Source organism: Zafaria sp. Z1313, from assembly GCF_050563205.1.
Lineage (GTDB): Bacteria > Actinomycetota > Actinomycetes > Actinomycetales > Micrococcaceae > JAZDCJ01.
Window position 1 is genome coordinate 17,577 of sequence record NZ_JBNWUK010000014.1, and the last position, 18,950, is coordinate 36,526.

An 18,950-nucleotide genomic window follows, 5' to 3' on the forward strand; every position below is an offset into this window, starting at 1 on the left:
GCCATCCGGCGGATCACCCTTCCAACAGCGTGGCGTACTCGGGCTCTCGGGATCGACGGAAAGTCCGTCTGGCATCCGGATCGTCAGCGGCCGGCCAATCGCTCACTCAGGAAACGATTGAGCGAGACTCCCTGCTCGTTGGCGGCGATGGCAAGGTTCCTATGCGTCTCGGGCGAAACCCGTACCTTGAGGTTCCCGCTGTACTTCCGTTCCGCAAACGGCTGGGGAACGGCCTCGCCGGAGGCTGACATGTCGTGCACGACTTCCCGAACCAGGTTCTCCAGCCCTTGAAGTGCTTCGATCTGATCGGCTTCCATCCACGAAAGCGAGGGGAACTCGGCAACCGTTGCCAAGAATTCTTCGTCTTCAGGTGACCACACCACCGAGTACCGGTAGTGCGCCACGATAGAGGGCATCTGGTTAGACATCACCCTGCTCCTTCATCCTGTCGATGGCTGCAAGTACCTGTTTGACTTGGTACGGCTTCGCCATCCCTCCCTTGTTTTGGATGTTGACCCGTGGATCGCCCTGCCACGGTGTCTCGTACGTTCGGTGGCTTCCGCCGTTCGAGTTCCGAGGGTCACCAAAGTAGTGCTGGCAGAGCTTTGCCAGATCCTCGAATCGAACATTCGTCGGAGCGTTCCGCACCTTGCTTTCAATGCCGTCTATCCTCGGCATCTAGCCATGGTTCCACTAATGGAACCATTCTCGCAAGGTGGTCCCCCGTTCAGCACGGTCACGGGAGGATCCTAGCCCCCACAGGCTCTCGGCTGCCCGGATCGACGCTGGGCCACGAGGCCTGGGGACTCGGAGCGCATCATCGACAGGCCCCGGTGGTTCAGGCGTGTCGGCCTCGCAGGAAAGGGCGGTGGACACGGCGGTGGAGAAGACCCGCATGGTCGTCGCTTCCCGGATGGGCACGGCGCGCTGCATTTCTTCCCACTTCCCGGGTCACACGCCGTCTGGAAAGCGGCGTGTCGCGCCGACACGCCGCGCCTCGACGCGGAGAAGTGGGAACCTTTCCACGAGCGCATTGACCGTTGGGGTGGCGCAGGCAGTGAGGCCACAGTTGCGCCCGTCTACGCCAACGTGAGCGCGCCGAACAACCAGGCCGTGGAAGCACTGGCCAGCTCCACCTGCGCCAACGTGAGCGCGCCGAACAACCAGGCCGTGGACGCGCGCCGACGGCAGCGCGGCTACGGCAGCGCCAGCCGGAAGACCTTCCCCCACGCGGAGCCGACCTGCTTCAGGAGCGGCCCGGTGTTGTACGGCAGGCCGTAGCGGCGGCAGATGTCCCGCACCTGCGGGGCGACCTCGGCGTAGCGGTTCGACGGGAGGTCCGGGAAGAGGTGGTGCTCGACCTGGTGGGACAGGTTCCCGGTCATGAAGTGCATGAACTTCGATCCGGAGATGTTCGAGGACCCGATCATCTGCCGCACGTACCAGTCGCCGCGCGTCTCGCCCTCCACCATTTCCTCGGTGAACGTCTCGGCCCCCTCGGGGAAGTGGCCGCAGAAGATCACGGAGTGCGCCCACACGTTGCGCACGGCGTTGGCCGTGAGCGTGCCGTAGAGCGCCTGCTTCCCGGAGCCGGTGACCATGGCCAGCGCGGGGGTCGCGGCGTAGTCCTTGGTGAACTGGCGCAGTGCCTTCCGGCCCATGGCGCGCAGGTCCTTGAAGAGCTCGGACTCGGGCTTCTTGCCCTCCTTGACCTCGGCGATCTCGAGGTCGTAGATCGCGATCCCCCACTCGAACACGGGGGCCAGGACCGCGTTGAAGACGGGATTGAGCAGGTTCACCGGCTTCCACGGCTGCTCCTCGTCCATGCGCAGGAGGTTGTAGCCCACGTCCTTGTCGAGCCCGACGACGTTGGTCCAGCGGTGGTGCAGGTCGTTGTGGGTGTGCTGCCACGAGCGGGCCGGGGTGACGAAGTCCCATTCCCACGTGGTGGAGTGGATGTCGGGGTCGCGCATCCAGTCCCACTGGCCGTGCAGGACGTTGTGCCCGATCTCCATGTTCTCGATGATCTTGGACCCGGAGAGCAGGGCGGTCCCGGCGATCCACGCGAACTTGTTGCGCCCGCCGAGGATCAGGGCTCCGCGGCCGGCGACCTCGAGGGCCCGCTGGAGCTTGATGACACGGCGGATGTAGGCGGCGTCGGACGCCCCGCGCCGGGCGAGCACGGAGTCGCGCACGGCGTCGAGTTCGCGGCCGAGCTCGGCGACGTCGGCATCGCTCAGGTGCGCAGCGGCGGGCGGGCGGACGGTGGGGCTGCCGGCGGCGGCCAACGCCCCACGGCGGGGCTTCTCCCGGACGACGCCGATGCCCCCTTCCGCATCGGCCCCGCCCCGGGCGCCGTTCCCGGCGGCATCGTGGGCGGCGTCCGCGCCGGGCACCGCGGCGGACGGCGAGGCTTCTCCGGTCGGGAGGGCCCCGTCGTCGTGCTCGTCTCCGCGCGGGGCCCAGCTCGTGGTATCGGGGCCCGGGACGGGGCGGCGGCGCAGGCCGGTGCGGACGTGGGCCGTGGCCCGGGTGGTGTCGGTCATGGCGTGCTCCTGGTGGTTCGGGGCAGTGTGGTTCGTCGTGGCGTGGTCCGCCATCGTGCGGCTTGACGTGGTGTGCTTCAGGGTCGCGTGGTTCGGGACTGCGTAGTTCGGGGTGGCGTGGTCGTCGGCGTTCCTCAGGCCTCGAGGCTGACGTTGCCGGCGGCCGCGGACACGCAGGTCTGGATGAGCTCGCCGGGCTCGCCGTGGACCTCGCCGGTGCGCAGGTCCCGTACGGAGCCGGAGCGTAACGGGGTCAGGCACGAGTGGCAGATCCCCATGCGGCAGCCGGAGGGCAGCAACAGTCCCGCGTCCTCGGCGGCGTCGAGCAGCGGGGTGGAGCCGTCGCACGCGACCTCGCGGTCGGAGGCCTCGAACGTGACCGTGCCGCCCTCGCCGTCTCCCGCGGCGAGCGTCGTCGTGAAGCGCTCGATCACGAGGGCGCCCGTCGCGACCGCGGCCTGCGCGGCCACGCCGCCCGTCCCGCCCGGGACGCCCCCGGTGCCCGGCGCGGCGGGCTGGGAGGGGGCTCCGGCGTCGTACCCGGAAGCGGTGCGGCCGCCGTTGGCGAGCCAGAGCGCCTCGGCCGAGTCGAGGAAGTCCCCGGGGCCGCAGGCGTAGGCGGCGCGCTCGCGCCAATCGGGGCACACGGCCTCGAGCGCGGCGGCCGTGGAGAGGTCCAGGCGGCCGTCGCGGCCCGTGAAGCGGTGGTGGACCTTCAGGCCCGGGAACTGGTCGGCGAGCTCGAGCAGCTCCTCGCGGAACAGGGCGTCGGCCTCGGTGCGCGCGGAGTGGAGCAGGACCACGTCGGCGTCCGGACGAGCCGGGACGAGCGTGCGGATCATCGACATCACGGGGGTGAGCCCGGAGCCGGCCGTCAGCATGAGCAGGGGGCGCGGGTGCTCGGGGAGCGTGAAATCGCCCTGCGGCGGGGCCAGGAAGAGGACGTCGCCGGGGCGCGTGGTGCGGACCAGGGTGCCGGAGACGGCGCCGACGTCCGTGACGGTGATCGCGGGATCGAGGCCCGCGGCGGTGGAGAGCGAGTAGGAGCGCCAGTGGCGGACGCCGTTCAGCTCCACGCCGATGCGCGCCCACTGGCCCGCGAGGTGGGCCTTCCATCCGCGGCCGGGCCGGAAGAAGATGGTGGCGGAGCCCGCGGTCTCCTCGACCACGCGGGTCACGATGCCCCGCAGCTGGCGGGCGGAGGAGAGCGGATTGACGAGCCGGAGGAAGTCCTCCGGCGAGTGCGGGGTGGTGAAGATCGACGCGGCTTGCGCCAGGGGGCGAAGCCTGAACATGTTCTAAGCATATGGCCCGGGACGCCAGATTTCTCCTGCCCGAGCCTACAATTGGGCAGCAAAAACTATCGCCGGGCAACAGGAAAGGCTGGGAGCGAGCCTCATGGACGCGAGAGACGGCGCCGTGGCGCGCCACCCCAACGATCCGCCGTGGCTGTCCCTGCCGAGCGGCATCAGCGACGTCCTGCGCCCCTACGTTCCCGAGGTCGTCGCGGCGATCATCGACACCGTGCCGCGCATGGTCCCCACCTACTCGCTGCCCATGGAGGGGCGGTTCGGGCGCGGGCTGCGGCGCGGCGTCGCGGGCGCCCTGGACCGCTTCCTGCAGCTTCCGGGCACGCGGCTGCCGGCGCTCTCGGCGGAAACCGGGCTGCTCGTCGCCGGGCTCGGCGCGGGCGAGTTCCGGCAGGGCCGCTCGATGGACGCCCTGCTCGGCGCCTACCGGACGGGCGCGCGGATCACGTTCCGCGAGCTGTCCAAGGCGACGCTCGAGTCCGGGCTCGGGGCGGAGGCCGTCGTGGACCTGGGCGAGTCGATCCTCGCCTACATCGACGAGCTGTCCGCGGTGAGCGTGGAGGCGTACGCGTTCGAGCAGTCGGAGCGGGCCGGGGAGCTGGACCGGCGGCGGACGGCCCTGCTGGAGCTGCTGCTGCGCGGCCAGACGGACGAGGCGTCGCTGCGCGCGGCGAGCCTGCAGGCGGACTGGGTGCTGCCGCCGCGGCTCGCGGCCGTGGTGCTGCCGCTCGACACGGCGCCGGGGCTGCGGGTGCGGCTCGGTCACGCAGCGCTGGTGGTGGAGCGCGATTCCGACGCCGTGGCCCTCGTGCCGATGCCGCCGACCGCGGCGGCGCGGGCCGACGTCGTGCGCGTGCTGCGCGGGCGGCGGGCCGTCGTGGGGCCCGCCGGGAGCTGGGAGCAGGTCGGGTCCTCGCTGCGGCTGGCCCAGCTCGCCGCCGCGGCGGTGTCCGTCGACGAGGGGGCCGATGGGCCGACGGACGGGCACGATGCCGCCGAGCCCGTGTGGGCCGAGGACCATCTGGCGCTCATCGTGATGCGGGCCGAGCCGACCGCCATGACGGCGCTGGCCCGGAAGCGGCTGGCCCCGCTCGACGAGCTCCCGGCCGGTCCGCGGGCCCGCCTTGAGGAGACGCTGCTGGCCTGGCTGCGGCATTGGGGCCAGCGGGCGCCCGTGGCCGAGGAGCTCGGCATCCACCCGCAGACCGTCGGCTACCGGCTCGGGCAGCTGCGCTCGCTGCTCGGCGCCGAGCTCGAGGATCCGTTGGCGCGCTTCGAGCTTGAGCTGGCGCTGCGGGCCCGCACGCTGGGCTGACCACGGCACCCAGTTCACGTCTACTCGGCGCGATCATGCCCCCACCCTCGCGCCCAGTTCACGCATAGTGGGCGACACCATGGGCCGCTGTCCATTTCACGAGGTAGACCCCGTGCTCTGGCCACCAACACACCGACTCACCGAGACAACGTGAACTCGGAACCGCCTCGAGCCGACCGCAGCGTCCAGTGCACACCCAGCTGCATTGGCAGCGGCCCACCCTCGCGCCCAGTTCACGCAGAGTGGGCGAGAGCGTGGGCTACCTTCCGGATGGGGGGCCTCCATCTGAGACGGCGTGGAATTCCCCACGGCCTTGGATTCAACCAGCAGCCTGGCCGAGGCAACGTGGCGCGCCCGGCGACCGAGAGGTCGCCGGCGGTCGCCGCGCCCAAGACGGCCCGGCGCGCAATACGGAAGCAGCCGGCGGCGTACACCCATAGAATGGACCATCCGTTTGAACCAGCGATCAGGAGCCCCCCGGATGCAGATCGACTTCGCACAGTCCCGCCAGTCCACGCTCGGCGTCGAGTGGGAGATCGCGCTCGTGGACAGCGAGACGTTCGACATGCGCTCCGTCGCCAACGAGGTCCTCTCGGGGGTGCACGCGCTGCACGGCGGGCTGGACGAGGACGAGGAGCATCCCGCGATCAAGCAGGAGCTGCTGCTGAACACGGTGGAGATCGTCACCGGGGTGTGCCAGACGGTCGCGCAGGCGCGGGCCGAGCTCCACCAGAACATCGAGGCGATCCGCACGGTCACGGACCCGATCGGCGTGGACCTGTACTGCGCGGGATCGCACCCCTTCGCCGCGCCGAAGCTGCAGCCCGTGACGGACAAGGAACGCTACGCGAAGCTCATCGACCGCACGCAGTGGTGGGGTCAGCAGATGGCGATCTACGGGGTCCACGTGCACGTCGGCGTCGACCGCCGGGAGAAGGCCCTGCCGATCGTCGACGGACTGGTCAACTACCAGCCGCACTTCCAGGCGCTCTCCGCGTCGAGCCCGTTCTGGGGCGGCGAGGACACCGGCTATGCGAGCCAGCGGGCGCTCATGTTCCAGCAGCTGCCCACGGCCGGACTCCCCTACTACTTCCGCTCGTGGGGGGAGTACGAGCACTACGTCGCCGACATGCTCCACACCGGCGTCATCGACGACATCTCCGAGATCCGCTGGGACATCCGGCCGGTGCCTCGCTTCGGCACCGTGGAGATGCGCATCTGCGACGGCCTGAGCTCCCTGCAGGACATCTCCGCGATGGCCGCCCTGACCCAGTGCCTCGTCGACGAGATGTCCACCGCCCTGGACAACGGGTGGTCGATCCCCGTGATGCCGCAGTGGTACCGCGTCGAGAACAAGTGGCGTGCCGCCCGCTACGGCCTCGACGCCATCATCATCCTCGACAAGGAGGGCAACGAGAACCTCGTCACCGACGAGCTCTACAAGGTCCTCAACCGCCTCGAGCCCGTCGCCAGGAAGCTCGGTTGCGCCGACGAGCTGGCCGACGTCGAACGCATCATCCGCGGCGGCGCCGGCTACCAGTGGCAGCGCAACGTCGCCGAGCAGAACGGCGGTGACTTGCGGGCCGTGGTCAAGGACAACGTCGCGCGGATGCGCATCGCGTAACGCCCGCCGCTACTTCAGGTACTTTCCGCTCATCCAGCCCGTCCTGGTCCCGTACTTCACGGGATGCCACCCGTTGCGCGCGGCCCCCGTGACGGTGACGCGGGTCCCCTTGGAGAGCGTCGTGACGATCCGGTGGCCGGTTCCCGGGCCGCTGCGCATGTTCAGATTGGCCGTCGTGGCCAGGAGCCGTCCGGCAGCGGGCTTCGCGGTGGCCTGGGCAGCCGGCTTCGCGGCGGCTCTCGCCCCGGGCTGGCCCTTGGCGATCCCGTAGTAGTGCTCGAGCGTGGGGACCTTCCGCGCGGCCATGTCCTGGGCGACCCGGGGGCCGACGTAGCGCAGGTGCCACGGCTCGTAGCTGTAGCCCGTGGTGGCCTCCTGCCCGCTGGGGTAGCGGATGATGAAGCCGTACTTGTGGCCGTAGGCGCTGACCCACCGCCCCACGGGCGTCTTGGCGAAGCATGCCTGGAGGGCGCACGCCTTGCTGGCGTTCCCGACGTCGATCGCCAGCCCGGTCTGGTGCTCGGAGGTGCCGGGGCGGGCGGAGATCCTCGCGGCGTAGGCCGCGCCGTAGCGCTTGCTGTAGCTCGCGAAGAGCGAGGCCTGCGTGGCATAGGAGCGGTAGGCGCTCGTGATCCGGATATCGACCCCGGCCCTGCGCGCGTCCGCGGCCATGCGCTTGAACGCCGCCGCCGCGTCCGGATGCGCACGGAACCCGCCGGGCAGGGCCGCCAGGCTGGGCGCGAATCGGGCCGGGGCCAGCGGGTGGTCCTTGTTGACGAGCATCGCGACGCGCCGCGGATTGCGCTCGAGCGGGGGCACCTTCGCGGCGGGCACCACGTGCCGGTACGACGCCGGGGCCGCCGTCGGCGCGGAGCCCCACCCGGCGCCGGGGCCGGCTCCGGCAGGGGTTGCGACGGCTCCCGCGGCCTGGGCGGGCGCGATGCCCGGAAGCAGCAGGAAGAGCGCGGCGGCGACGGCGAGCACTGCCCGGGCCGCGGCGGACCGTACCTCCCGGGCCGCGGCGGACCGTACCTCCCGGGCCGCGGCAGACCGTACCTCCCGGGCGGCGGCAGCCGGGAGCGGGAGGCGGCGTCCGGCGTCGTACCGGCAGTGGCGTGGCGTGGTGGAGCTCATGATCTGGACCAGCCTTCCCCCTGGCGGCGCCGGCGCATCAGTGTGTTGATGCCAAGGACCGCGCCCCGGAGACATCCTAAGCACGATGATCGGCCACCGGCTAGAGCAATTCGCCGGCCTGTGGATGAGGGAACGGCTGGACCGCCCCTCTTCAGGGAGGCGGTCCAGCCGCTGTGGCCGCAGACCGGTCTGCCCGAGCGGGGGAATCGGGACGGCCTGCGGGGCCTTAGGGGTGCCGGTCGACGCTCCGGATGAGCGCCGGCGGTGAGCCGGGGCCGCAGCGGGGGATCATCCGCCGCGGCCCCGGGGTCTCAGTGCAGCCTCCTCGGCTTGGAGGAGACGATCGCCGCGGCTCCGCAGGCCATCAGCAGCACCGCGGCCCACACCGTCAGCCACGTCCCGGCGCTACCGGTCCTGGCCAGCGTCGGACCGTACGACGGCGGGTCGGCGGGCGGCGTGGCCGTCGGCACCGGCGTCGTGCTCGTCGAGGCCGACGGCTCCGGGCTCGCGCTCGGCGTGGCGGTCGGATCCGGCGTCGGGTCCGGCGTGACCGTCGGCGTCGCGCTCGGATCGGGCGTTTCGCTCGGCGTCGGGTCAGGCGTCACGCTCGGTGTCGGGTCAGGCGTCTCACTCGGCGTCACCGTTGGCGTCGGATCCGGTGTCTCACTCGGCGTGGGCTCGGGCGTCTCACTCGGCGCCACCGTTGGCGTTGGCGTCGGATCCGGCGTCTCGGATGGCGTGGGCGTCGGATCAGGAGTCTCACTCGGCGTCACCGTCGGCGTCGGCGTTGGCGTTGGCGTTGGCGTCACCGTCGGCGTCGGCGTTGGCGTTGGCGTCACCGTCGGCGTCGGCGTCGGGCTCGGCTTGACCGGCGTCGGCTCGAAGCACGCCTGGTCCTTCTCGGACTTCCCGCCGGAGGTCATGAGCGCCGTGTTCAGGAAGCCCGTCCCGGACTCGTTCTTCTGCAGCTTGCAGTCCATCGCTTCCGTGCCGACGGCCCCCGGCGCGACGGACGCGACCACCGTGATCGTGTACCGCTCCGAGTCGGCGTCGCGCTTCAGGGCGCGGTCGCTCGCGAGGACGGCTGTGGTGGACGGCAGGTTCCAACTGCCCGATCCCGTCGGACCCGTCCAGCCCGCGGAGAGGATCTGCACGCCGGCGCCGAAGCGGAGCGTGTCGGTGAGGCTGTAGACGGTCGCGCCCTTCTCGTCGCCCTCGACCTCGATCCGATAGCGGACGAGCCACGTGCCGTTGGACTGGTACGCCGCGGAAAGGAGCTTCTTCTCCATCTCCGGCATCGGCTGCCGGTCCTTCTGGTCGTCGTCCTTCTTGTCGTCCTTCTTCTTGTGGTCGTCCTTCTTAGAGGACGACGCCGATGCCGCCTTCTCCGACGGCGTCGCCTTCGCGCTGGACTTCTGCGAGGGAGCCGACGACTTGGCCGCCTGGCTGGGTGGCGCGGCGGAGGTCGGAGCCGCGGCCTTCTTCTGGGCCGCCTGCTGCGCGGGCGGGTTGACGGCCTGCTGGACGACCGGAGGCTCGACGGCGGCCGGCTCGACCGGCGCCGGTGGCGCCTCGGACGAATTGGCCTCGGCGGCCTGGACGACGGCGGGTCCGGCCTCGGCGTCTTCCGATCCGGAGGCGCCGGGCAGGCCGAGCCCGATGATTGACAGGCTCATGACCAGCGCGGAAGCCGCGATGACCGAGACGGCCTGCCGTAGGATGCGACGAGTACCCCGGCGCGGGGCGCGCGGCGGCGTCGTCGTACCGTGTTCTTCTCCCCAACGGTGCGGTGCCACATTTCCCCCATGTGCCCCAAGAGCCCGCGACGCCCTCAGGCAGGTTGCCGGGCCCCGCTCCCCAGCGGATCAATGCCCCGGCAGATGGGTAGTCGCCCCCAAGGTTCCTACTGCATCCCCCGCTTGTGACAGCCCCAAGAACTCGAACCGAGTAAATTGCTTGTCGAATCTCAACTGTAGAACCAGCAGTCGACCGTGTCCAGCGTCACAACCTTCAGATCCCTCCCCTCCTGCTGCCCAAGAGCAACAGGAACTCGCGAGGACGGCCGACCACGTGAGTGGCCCTCGATCCAGTCGTCCGGCTGGCGTTCCGGGCCCATCTTCCGTCCCGCCGCAACGGGGCACGGTCAGCCGGCAACCGTGGCATTGGCCAGCCAGGAGCTGCCACACCTTGGGCACGGCGTCGACGTCGGCGGCCGCCCCCATCCTGACGCCCCCGGGATTCGCTGTCGAACCGCGAATCCCGGGATGCGGACCAGTGAACAGCCGAGTGTTACAGCGGCCAGTTGTTGTTGCTCGTCGTAACCAGAGGTGCCTTGTTGATCGACTTCAGGGGCCAGTTGTTGTTGGCCTGCGACTGCTCCACGCCGGCTTCCTGGAACGAACCGTCGATAGCGGCTCCGAACCCGCCGGCGACAAGCGCGAGCGCCAGGAAGCCAGCGGCGATCGCGCTGTGCATCTTCTTCATCATGTGGATTCCTTAGGGGGTTGCTGGTTGCCGGGACATGGCGCATGGCAGGGGACGGAACCCGGCGCTGTCCCCCTGATCTCCACTCTAGCGCCCCGATGAGCACTGTGGAGCTCGTGTAAAACACCATGTGACAAGGAGCTTCTGCCCCAGTCCCGGGCAACCACCCCAGGTGGTCCATACTTGTTGCCATGGTCCCCCACTCCACCGTGCACCTCGAGGCGCTCCTCAAACGCATCCAGGAATCGGGGGACATCTTGGCGTCGGGCCATGCGGCCCTGCGTTGCGCTGATGCACACGCCGCCTCGGGGTCGGCTGCCAGGGAGTGGCACTTCCTTCGGGTCGCCTGCGAGGCGCTGGTGCTCTGCGGGGCCTTCACCGCGGCCCTTTCGACGTCCGCCCGCATGGTGGCATCGGCGTACACGGAGGCGGACGACGTGGCCCTGGGACGATCGCTGACGCTCCAAGCCGTCGCCCTACGCTGCAAACGCCACTTCGAGCCCGCCACGGAAGCCGGACGCCGCGCCGTGCAACTGCTGGACAACGCGGGCGCCCACCCCGAATACCAAGCAGAGGCCGTCCAGGCCCTGATCTCCGCCTTGGCCGACGCGGGAGCCATGTCCGAGGCCTGGCAGTACCACGCACGTCTTGCCGCCCTCTTGGACGGACTCCTCGATGAGAACAAGGCCGGAAAGGGATTCTGGACCTTGGGCAATCTAGCGTTCTTGGCTGGCCATGGCGAGACGGGCGCGGCTTACCACGCCCGCGCGGGTGCCCTGCTGTCCCCCGCCAACGACGTCCACCAATGGGCCCGGTTCAACAAGTCGTCCGCTGACCTGCAATTGCAGGCCGGAATCGCGAACCAGCAGACGCAGGACTGCATCGAACGGGCCGTACTGGCGTACCGGAGCTTCGAGCCCGGCCCGTCCGCCCGGCTGGGGCTGACGGTGACGTACGCCCGCTGGCTGCACGCCGTCGGGCGTTCCGGCGAGGCGCTTGCCACCTTGGAGGACGGAGCCGTGGCGAACAGCACCTTGGAGCCGGCAGAACTTGTCCCTGCCTATTCCCTGTGGGCGGACGTGCTCGAGAGCCTCCACCGCCCCCAGGAGGCGGAGCACTTCCGGAACCGTGCCTTACAGTACGAGCTGATATCCCGGGAAGAAGAACACTAGAAGGGGTCGGCTCGCTCAGGGCGTCGGGCTGGCCTGCGAGGGATCCTCCGCGTCGGCTTCCGCCTCAGCGAGGTCGAGGATCGCCTGCACCTCTACGTTGCTGAGGAGCTTCCACGGCGAGTCGCCGGATCCCTGAAGCGCGGCTTCCGGGCTCTCAGCGGTATTCCACCACTTGGCTTCCACGACGCGCCCCTCGAAGAGAACCCGGTCCTCCTTCACATAGGTCGCCTTGGCAGACCACTTCGGGTAGAAGCCATCAGGCACCGTTGTGACAGGCTGGGGCTTGTCCCCCGGAAGGACGGGGCCGACGAGCTTCCAAGGAGTCGATCCCGCATCCACGACGGGCGCGTCGGGCCGGGCGTTCTGGTTCCACCATTTGGCTTCGTAGACGTTACCGCGCCAGACCGAGCGGTCGCCTTCGACGTAGACGGCGACGTCGTTCCAAACGGGGTAGGGGCTGGTTTCCGGGTCGTCGGAGATCGCGGTCTCTACAGGTGCCGGCCCCGGCAGGGAGGGACCCGCCTGCGCATCGGCTACGGGTCCTGCCATGCCGAGGCCATCGGACAGGACCTTCGCGAAGTCGCCGTTCCCCTGCTCGGCCCCGCTGCAGTTTTCCGAGACGCGGGTCACGTCCGGGTAGTTGGGGCCGCAGGGCGCGTCGCGGTTGGCCGACCACATCGAGACGCGGCCGACGCCCTGCTCGACGGCGAAGCGATTCAGCTCGGCCGCGTCGTCGAGATCGAATACCTCTCCGAGAAGATCGTTCTGTCCGATCATGGGTGTCAGCCCAATCCTTCGCCACAGGCTCTGGGCCCCCATGGAGGTGCCACGCTGCTCGTATGCCGCGCCGAGCTGGGCATGTACGCTGTGGGCGGCCCGGATCGACGCGGCTGCCATCGACTCGTTCTGTTCCCTGGTCTCTCCGAAGTTCATGGTCATGAGATTGACGCCGGCCAAGTCGACCCCGGCGTCGAGCATCCGGCCGACCTCGGCAAGGCCTTCTGCGGTCAACCCGAACGTGGCCGCCGGAAGCGTGAGCCAGACATCGATCCGGCGACCATCGGCTGCCGCATCGTGCTGCAGCATGGCTATGGCCTCGGCCCGTCGTTCGCCTCCCGCCACATCGGAGAGGTCCTCTCCCTCGACATCCAGATCCAAGGTGGTGGAGGAATAGCGTTCCAGCATCGCCGAGTAGGTGTCACGGAGCCGGTCGACTTCGGTACAGGCCGCCGCGGGCTCATGATTGAGCAGGCCTCCCGTCGATACGACGATCTGTCGGCCGGCGTCCCGCACTCTGGCGACCTTCCGGTCGAGGTCGAAGGTCTCTGCCGCGGAGTCCATGCTGTAGAAGCCGCCCCACGATGGGAGGCAGGGATCGTCGCCGTCCGCCACCATGAAGGCCAGGACGACATGCCCTCCCCCGGCACCATCGCCACCGATGTCATAGAAGGGCGTCGACGTGGCATCGATGTAGGCGCCAAACCATTGCGTGCCACGATCCGCGGTGGCCGAGTCCTGGATGCGGCCCCACGCGGCCATCCCACCGAAGACCAATGCCCCGGCAATCCCCAGTACCAGCAGGACCCTGAGCGGCGACAGCCTGCGCCCTTCGAACATTGACGACACGTTCCCTCCCCCAATGGATGTGCGATTTCAACCGAGCACGGGGAACTCCCAGCGACGTTGATCTCGGTAGGGGCCATAGGACATTCAGCCTCGTTGCGACGTGCGACACGGCCCCGCGTCATCATAATCACATGCGCTACACTCGGACTAATTCCGCGCTGTTGGGGCGCGTTTTCGATGCCTTCTGGCATTTTTCGGGGGATACGCAATGGAAACCATGGCCGTGGGAGTCGAAGAGACCGACCCGCCTAACCACCTCGGCGGGCGCCGACGGCAATGGGGCGCCGAGCGTAGGTCCGAGCCGCTGTCCTTGATGCATCCGACCCCCTCGTCGCGCAAGATCGCCTGGGGGCGTGTGGCGATCACCGTCACCGTCCTGGCCTGGATCGGTTATGTCATCACGACCATCCTGCGGCAGCTGGCCGACAACCCGTACGCGGGCTTCCGCTTCCAGTTCGAAGCCACGCTCTACCTGGTCGTCGTCACGTTCCTGACCTTCTCGGCGCTGATGTACCTCGTGGCACGGCAAGGCGCCTTGCATCGCTTCGCCGAACACCGTCGAGTCCCCCGGGGAGAACTAGACCGCCACTTCAGGGACTACGAACACGGAGTCACTGTCCTGGTGCCCAGCTACGCCGAGGAGCCGGGGGTCGTCCGCGCGACGCTGTGGTCGGCGGCCCTCCAGGAGTTTCCCGACCTGCGGATCGTCCTGCTCATCGACGACGATCCGTTCCCGGTGGATCCGGCAGTGAGGGAGCGCCTCGAGGCGACCCGTCGCCTGGCCGCCGAGATCGCCCAGACACTCGAGGTTCCGCATGGCCGCGCCCTCGCACGCCTGGAGGCGTTTCGAGCCGGCCATGCAGCCGGTGTTCCCGAAGCGGTTCTGCTCGGCGCAGCGGTCCAGAGTTACCGCGACGCAGCCGACTGGCTGGAGTCGCTGGCGGAGTCCGAGCCGGTCAATGATCATGTCGACGAGTTCTTCGTCGACTCCGTCCTCATGGGCCTCTCCCGCGAGCTGCGGCTGACGCTCCTCGCCCTCGAGGCAGCCGTCGCCCAGGACGCGTCGCCCGGGCATGACCGTCTGGAGGAACTCCATCTACGCCTCGTGAGGACGTTCGACGCCAAGCTGTCCCATTTCGAGCGCAAACGCTACGCCAGCCTGTCCCAAGAGGCCAACAAGGCCATGAACCTCAATGCCTACATCTCCCTGATGGGCCGATCCTGGCTCCCCGAGCAACGCGGAGATGACTTGATTCTTCGCGAGCTCCCGGCCGAATCCGCGGGCGATGGAAGCGACAGCGGGGCCGACGGGCGCATGGACGTACCGGACAGCACCTACCTGCTGACGCTTGACGCCGATTCGCTCTTGCTGCGGGACTACTGCCTGCGTCTGGTCTACTTCCTGGAATCTGAGGAGAACGCGCGCATTGCCGTGACCCAGACTCCGTATTCGTCCTTCCGCGGAGCGCCAACCCGCATCGAAAGGATCGCCGGGGCGACCACGGACATCCAGCACATCCTCCACCAGGGCAAGACCCGCTATAACGCCACCTTCTGGGTCGGCGCCAACGCCGTCATCCGCAAACGTGCACTTCAGGACATCGCCCAAGTGAACACGGTGGGCGGGCACGAGATCCACACCTACATCCAGGACCGCACGGTCATCGAGGACACGGAGTCCAGCATCGACTTGGGGACCTACGGATGGGGCCTGTCCAACTACCCTGAACGACTGAGCTACAGTGCCACGCCGCCGGATTTCGGCTCGCTCGTGGTCCAACGCCGCCGGTGGGCCAACGGCGGCCTGCTGATCCTCCCGAAGTTCTGGACCCAAGTGCGGGAACGCCGCTACCGACGCGAACCCCTCGGCCTCCGCGAGGTGCTCCTGCGGGTCAACTACATGGGCTCGATCGCCTGGGCAAGCCTTGGACTCGTCTTTCTCCTGGCCTACCCCTACGACAGCCGCCTGCTCAGTCCACTGATCTTTGCCGCCGCCGTCCCCTATTTCCTCTGCATGGGCAGCGACCTCCGGGACTGCGGGCATCGTTTTTCGGACATCTTCCGCATCTACGGTTTCAACCTCGTCTTGCTGCCGGTCAATCTCGCGGGGGTCGCGAAATCCATACAACAGGCCTTTACGGGCGAGAAGATTCCTTTCGCCCGAACACCGAAGGTCCGGGACAGGACCTCGGCCCCGGGGGTCTATGTCGCCGTCCCCTATCTGATCGTCGCCTTCTCGCTCTTGACCCTGTGGCGCGATGTCGCCAATCAGAACTGGGGTAACGCCGCCTTCGCGGGAATCAACGCCGCCCTGACCTTCTACGCCATCCGCGCCTATATCGGGTTCCGCAATTCGGTCACGGACATGGCGCTCGGCCTCCTGTCGTGGTTGTTCGTTCCTCGGAGGAAACGCCCGCTGCCTCTCCCCGAGCATCCGCCCGCCAACCCGGCGACCACCGACTGGGCCACCATCCTCTATCACGGCGACCGTCGCCTGAACCGGGATCTCAGACGAAAGAACGACCGGAGGAAGCGAATCGGTGTCAAGTAGCGAAACGGTCCTCGAGCCTGGGCCGGGCCTCGAACCCAAGTCAATGATGGCGGATGCGGAGCGTGAGCGCCCTCCCGCGCAGCTTGCCGATTGGTCGGGTCCCGGCGCGATGCTGTGGAGGCTAGGCGACGACTTGCTGGAGGCGACCTTCAATTGCGGGTTCCACTTGACACTGGACCTGGTCCGCGAGGTGTCGGCTGCGGCGAGCGCCCTGTGTCCCGAGGGCACGCTGCGCGTGCTGATCGACATCTCGGGATTGACGGCCGTGGACCGCAACGCCGTCGCCGCACTCGCCGCGTTCGCCCGTCCGGCCAGAATCGCGCTGTTCGGCGGCGGTCCAGCAGACGAGGTCCTGGCCCGATTCGTCATCGGCGCGTTGCCGCCGGACTCCTCCCTGCGTTTCTTCCCACACCGCACGGAAGCGCTGTATTTTCTGGCCGCTGATGCCTGAGCCTGCGCTCGCGGCTCCACGCGACGAACGAATCCGGCAAATCGTCGCTGCGATCTTGAGGATCGCGGACAGGAATTTCGACACCGGGCTGATCCCCTCTCCACGCCGCGACGAGACGGACGCCATCATCGTGGGCATCAATGCGATGGCCACCGAACTTGCCCACGTCTACGCTGACCTCGACGCGCGGGTGGCCGAGCGGACGGCGCTGCTGGAGCGTGCCGGCGCCGAACTCGAGGTCATGGCCTACACGGACCCGCTGACGAGGCTGTCCAATCGGAGCGCCTTGATGCGGGGCATCTCCCACGCCCTGGACGCCCACCGCCGTGGTGAGGCGGCGCCCGTGTTGATGCTGCTCGACTTGGACGCGTTCAAACGGATCAATGACACCCTGGGTCACGCTGCCGGGGACGAGGTCCTGGTCGCCGTCGGCGAGCGGCTGCGGGGTGGAGTCCGTCCGGGAGACCAGATCTCGCGGCTGGGGGGCGACGAGTTCGCGATCCTCTTGGCGGGCGGCTGCCCGTCGCCCATGGACCTTGGAAGGCGGCTCGTCCGGGCCATCAACGAGGAGAGCCTCGTGGGCGGTGTCGCGCTGACCCTTGGAGCGAGCTTGGGGATCGCCGAAGCGGGAACGGATCACGATCCCGACCAGCTGCTGCTGGAGGCGGACACCGCCATGTACGAGGCCAAGCGTTCGCAACGGGGCAAGGTCAAGTCGTTCGAACCCTATATGCTCCATGAGCGTCGCGCTCTGGCGGCCATGATCGCTGAGCTGCGTCATGCCCTCGGGGCTGCGCAGATCTTCCCGGCGTTCCAGCCCATCGTGGATCTGACGACGGGACGGTGGATTGGCGCGGAGGCGCTGTGCCGCTGGGAGAGGCCGGGCCACGGGCTCGTTGAACCCCGCGTGTTTCTGCAGCAGGCCGAGGACGCAGGCCTGTTGCCCGAGCTGACGGCGACGTTGTTGAACTCGGCGCTGGAGCAGCTGGCCCGCTGGAGGTCTGCGGATCTCGTGCCGGAGGACTTCGCGGTCCACCTGAACGTCTCCTCCCCGGAGCTTCATGCCCTGGGCTTCCCGGACATGATCCGCGACGCGTTGCGAGCACACGGCGTCCCACCGCGGTCCCTGGCACTGGAGATCACGGAACACCGCCTCATGTCCGGCGACACGCTGGACCGGTATTCACTCCTGGCCCTGCAACAGATGGGCGTCTCCGTCCACATCGATGATTTCGGAACGGGCTACTCCTCCATCAGTTATCTCAGCCGACTGCCGATTGCCGGCGCCAAGGTCGACATGGAGCTGGTCAAGGACATCGTGGCCGATCCCCGGCAGCGCGCGCTTCTGGCTGCTGTCCGTTCACTGCTGGACGCGTGCGCGCTGGAGTGCATCGTCGAGGGCGTGGAGTCGGCGGAGCAGGTGCGGGTCCTCGCCGACTTGGGATTCGACCGGGCCCAAGGCTTCCACTTTGGGCGGCCGGCGACCGGAACGGAGTTCGTGGTCCAGCTGTCGGCTCAGGCGCCTCCGGATTCACCTATGTCGGGTCCGCCAGCGTGAGGCGCATGATGAGGGCGTCGGTGCCGCCCGGGTAGTAGCCGCGGCGGGTGTGGATGTGCTCGAACCCGAACCGCGTGTAGAGCTCCTGGGCGCGCGGGTTGTCGGCGCGCACCTCGAGCAGCACGTCGCCGGCGCCACGGGCCCGGGCCTCGGCGACGAGCCCCGCGAGCAGGGCGGAGCCGATGCCCCTCCCCTCGTGCTCGGGGACCACGGCGATGGTCTGCACGTCGGCGAGCGGCAGGACGCACATCAGCCCGCAGTAGCCGACGATCTCCCCGCCGGCCTCGGCGACCCAGTAGCGCCGGGTGTCGGTCTGGCCCAGCTCGTCGTGGAACATCGACAGCGGCCAGGCGTCCTCCGGAAAGAGCCGCTCCTCGAGGGCGTGCACGACGGGGATGTCGGCGGCGGTCATGCCGCGCAGTACCCAGCCGGGTGCCGTCTCGGCGCTCACGCGGTGCCCTTGCGCATGGCGGCGGGGACCTTGGCGTCCGACTCGCGCAGGTAGAGCGGCGTCGTGGGCAGCAGCTCCTGCTCCTGGGCCAGGCACCCCAGGGCGAAGGCGCCGAGGGAGGCCGCGCGCGGGACGCGGGTGGCGAAGCGTTCGACGCCGGTCGCCCCGGCCCCGGCGAGCGCCTCCGGATACAGCGCGGTTCCGGCGCCGTAGACCGGGCCGGCGGGGAGGTCCCCGGGGGCTCCGACGTGTGGTCCGTCGAGCAGCTCGCCGTCGCCGGCGTAGCGGGCCCAGTAGAGCTCCTTGCGCCGGGCGTCGATGGCGACGGTGAAGCCCTCGCGGACGGCGCCGGCCTCGGCCGGGTCGGCGAGCACGTCCCAGGCGATGGCATCGAGGCTCATGACCCCGTCGACGGGCACGCCCCAGGCGAAGCCGAGGGTGCGGGCGGTCGCGATGCCGACGCGCAGGCCGGTGAACGGGCCGGGTCCGACGCCTACGATGATCCGCTCGAGCTCCCGCCCGTCGGCGCCGGCCTGCTCGAGCAGGCCGGCGATGGCGGGGGCGAGCACCTCGGAGTGCGTGTTGGTCTCGGTGGTGGCGAAGGACTCGAGGACCTCGGCCCTCCCGTCCTCGTCGTGGGCCTTGAGCAGCGCCGCGGAGGCGATGGCGGACGTGTCGATGGCGAGGACGAGCATGGTCTCGATTCTAGCCGCGGTCCGCCGGCTTCC

The 18,950-nt window shown here is 69.1% G+C and carries 16 protein-coding genes; 6 read left to right on the forward strand and 10 right to left on the reverse strand.

The features are described from left to right. Window positions 1-83 precede the first annotated feature (83 nt). The 4 genes from ACQ3I4_RS12405 to ACQ3I4_RS12420 all read right to left on the reverse strand — a co-directional run bounded on the left by ACQ3I4_RS12405 (window position 84) and on the right by ACQ3I4_RS12420 (window position 3,841). The gene (locus tag ACQ3I4_RS12405; protein ID WP_329860485.1) at window positions 84-428 is read right to left on the reverse strand and encodes a type II toxin-antitoxin system HicB family antitoxin; all 345 of its coding nucleotides are present in this window, start codon (window positions 426-428) and stop codon (window positions 84-86) included. Next, window positions 421-678 (reverse strand): toxin HicA, encoded by a 258-nt coding sequence (locus ACQ3I4_RS12410; RefSeq protein ID WP_430633624.1) that lies wholly within the window; start codon window positions 676-678, stop codon window positions 421-423. Before ACQ3I4_RS12410 ends, ACQ3I4_RS12405 begins: the two co-directional genes overlap by 8 nt. A 518-nt stretch (window positions 679-1,196) precedes the next feature. Beyond that, window positions 1,197-2,546 carry a fatty acid desaturase family protein gene (locus ACQ3I4_RS12415; RefSeq protein ID WP_430633625.1) on the reverse strand — a complete coding sequence of 450 codons (1,350 nt, stop codon included), beginning with the start codon at window positions 2,544-2,546 and terminating at the stop codon, window positions 1,197-1,199. 134 nt (window positions 2,547-2,680) lie between these two features. After that, on the reverse strand, window positions 2,681-3,841 hold the full coding sequence (locus tag ACQ3I4_RS12420; RefSeq protein WP_430633626.1) for a ferredoxin reductase: 1,161 nt from the start codon (window positions 3,839-3,841) through the stop codon (window positions 2,681-2,683). A 103-nt stretch (window positions 3,842-3,944) separates the two neighbouring features. On the opposite strand from ACQ3I4_RS12420, the gene ACQ3I4_RS12425 reads away from it, so the two are divergent. After that, a complete protein-coding gene (locus ACQ3I4_RS12425; RefSeq protein WP_430633627.1) occupies window positions 3,945-5,171 on the forward strand; it encodes a PucR family transcriptional regulator in 1,227 nt (408 codons plus the stop codon). 481 nt (window positions 5,172-5,652) lie between these two features. Then, the gene (locus tag ACQ3I4_RS12430) at window positions 5,653-6,795 is read left to right on the forward strand and encodes a glutamate--cysteine ligase (protein WP_329860490.1); all 1,143 of its coding nucleotides are present in this window, start codon (window positions 5,653-5,655) and stop codon (window positions 6,793-6,795) included. Between the two features lie 9 nt (window positions 6,796-6,804). Here the strand turns inward: ACQ3I4_RS12430 and ACQ3I4_RS12435 are convergent, their stop codons facing one another. From ACQ3I4_RS12435 to ACQ3I4_RS12445, 3 genes are all read right to left on the reverse strand, one after another. Continuing rightward, complete coding sequence (locus tag ACQ3I4_RS12435) at window positions 6,805-7,929, reverse strand: D-alanyl-D-alanine carboxypeptidase family protein (protein WP_430633628.1); 1,125 nt, start codon at window positions 7,927-7,929, stop codon at window positions 6,805-6,807. A 311-nt stretch (window positions 7,930-8,240) separates the two neighbouring features. Continuing rightward, window positions 8,241-9,605 (reverse strand): hypothetical protein, encoded by a 1,365-nt coding sequence (locus ACQ3I4_RS12440; protein WP_430633629.1) that lies wholly within the window; start codon window positions 9,603-9,605, stop codon window positions 8,241-8,243. A gap of 613 nt (window positions 9,606-10,218) precedes the next feature. Beyond that, entirely contained in the window at window positions 10,219-10,416 is a 198-nt protein-coding gene (locus tag ACQ3I4_RS12445) for a hypothetical protein (protein WP_430633630.1), read from the reverse strand. Between the two features lie 188 nt (window positions 10,417-10,604). Between ACQ3I4_RS12445 and ACQ3I4_RS12450 the strand changes: the two genes are divergently transcribed. Further along, window positions 10,605-11,585 (forward strand): hypothetical protein, encoded by a 981-nt coding sequence (locus ACQ3I4_RS12450; RefSeq protein WP_430633631.1) that lies wholly within the window; start codon window positions 10,605-10,607, stop codon window positions 11,583-11,585. A gap of 15 nt (window positions 11,586-11,600) precedes the next feature. Here ACQ3I4_RS12450 and ACQ3I4_RS12455 read toward each other — a convergent pair whose 3' ends face one another. Beyond that, window positions 11,601-13,202, reverse strand: coding sequence for a chitinase (locus tag ACQ3I4_RS12455; protein WP_430633632.1), 1,602 nt, complete (start codon window positions 13,200-13,202; stop codon window positions 11,601-11,603). A 217-nt stretch (window positions 13,203-13,419) separates the two neighbouring features. Here ACQ3I4_RS12455 and ACQ3I4_RS12460 point away from each other — a divergent pair, with 217 nt between their 5' ends. From ACQ3I4_RS12460 to ACQ3I4_RS12470, 3 genes are read left to right on the forward strand one after another with little or no spacing between them, the layout of a single operon-like run. Beyond that, a complete protein-coding gene (locus ACQ3I4_RS12460; protein WP_430633633.1) occupies window positions 13,420-15,762 on the forward strand; it encodes a glycosyltransferase family 2 protein in 2,343 nt (780 codons plus the stop codon). Continuing rightward, a complete protein-coding gene (locus ACQ3I4_RS12465; protein ID WP_430633634.1) occupies window positions 15,752-16,213 on the forward strand; it encodes a hypothetical protein in 462 nt (153 codons plus the stop codon). The genes ACQ3I4_RS12460 and ACQ3I4_RS12465 overlap by 11 nt, the downstream gene beginning before the upstream one ends. Continuing rightward, on the forward strand, window positions 16,206-17,771 hold the full coding sequence (locus ACQ3I4_RS12470) for a putative bifunctional diguanylate cyclase/phosphodiesterase (RefSeq protein ID WP_430633635.1): 1,566 nt from the start codon (window positions 16,206-16,208) through the stop codon (window positions 17,769-17,771). Before ACQ3I4_RS12465 ends, ACQ3I4_RS12470 begins: the two co-directional genes overlap by 8 nt. On the opposite strand, the gene rimI is transcribed toward ACQ3I4_RS12470, so the two are convergent. Beyond that, the gene (gene rimI, locus ACQ3I4_RS12475; RefSeq protein WP_430633654.1) at window positions 17,749-18,183 is read right to left on the reverse strand and encodes a ribosomal protein S18-alanine N-acetyltransferase; all 435 of its coding nucleotides are present in this window, start codon (window positions 18,181-18,183) and stop codon (window positions 17,749-17,751) included. The genes ACQ3I4_RS12470 and rimI overlap by 23 nt on opposite strands. A 35-nt stretch (window positions 18,184-18,218) precedes the next feature. After that, window positions 18,219-18,917: a tRNA (adenosine(37)-N6)-threonylcarbamoyltransferase complex dimerization subunit type 1 TsaB gene (tsaB, locus tag ACQ3I4_RS12480; protein WP_430633636.1), complete on the reverse strand. Its 699-nt coding sequence runs from the start codon at window positions 18,915-18,917 to the stop codon at window positions 18,219-18,221. Between the last annotated feature and the right edge of the window lie 33 nt (window positions 18,918-18,950).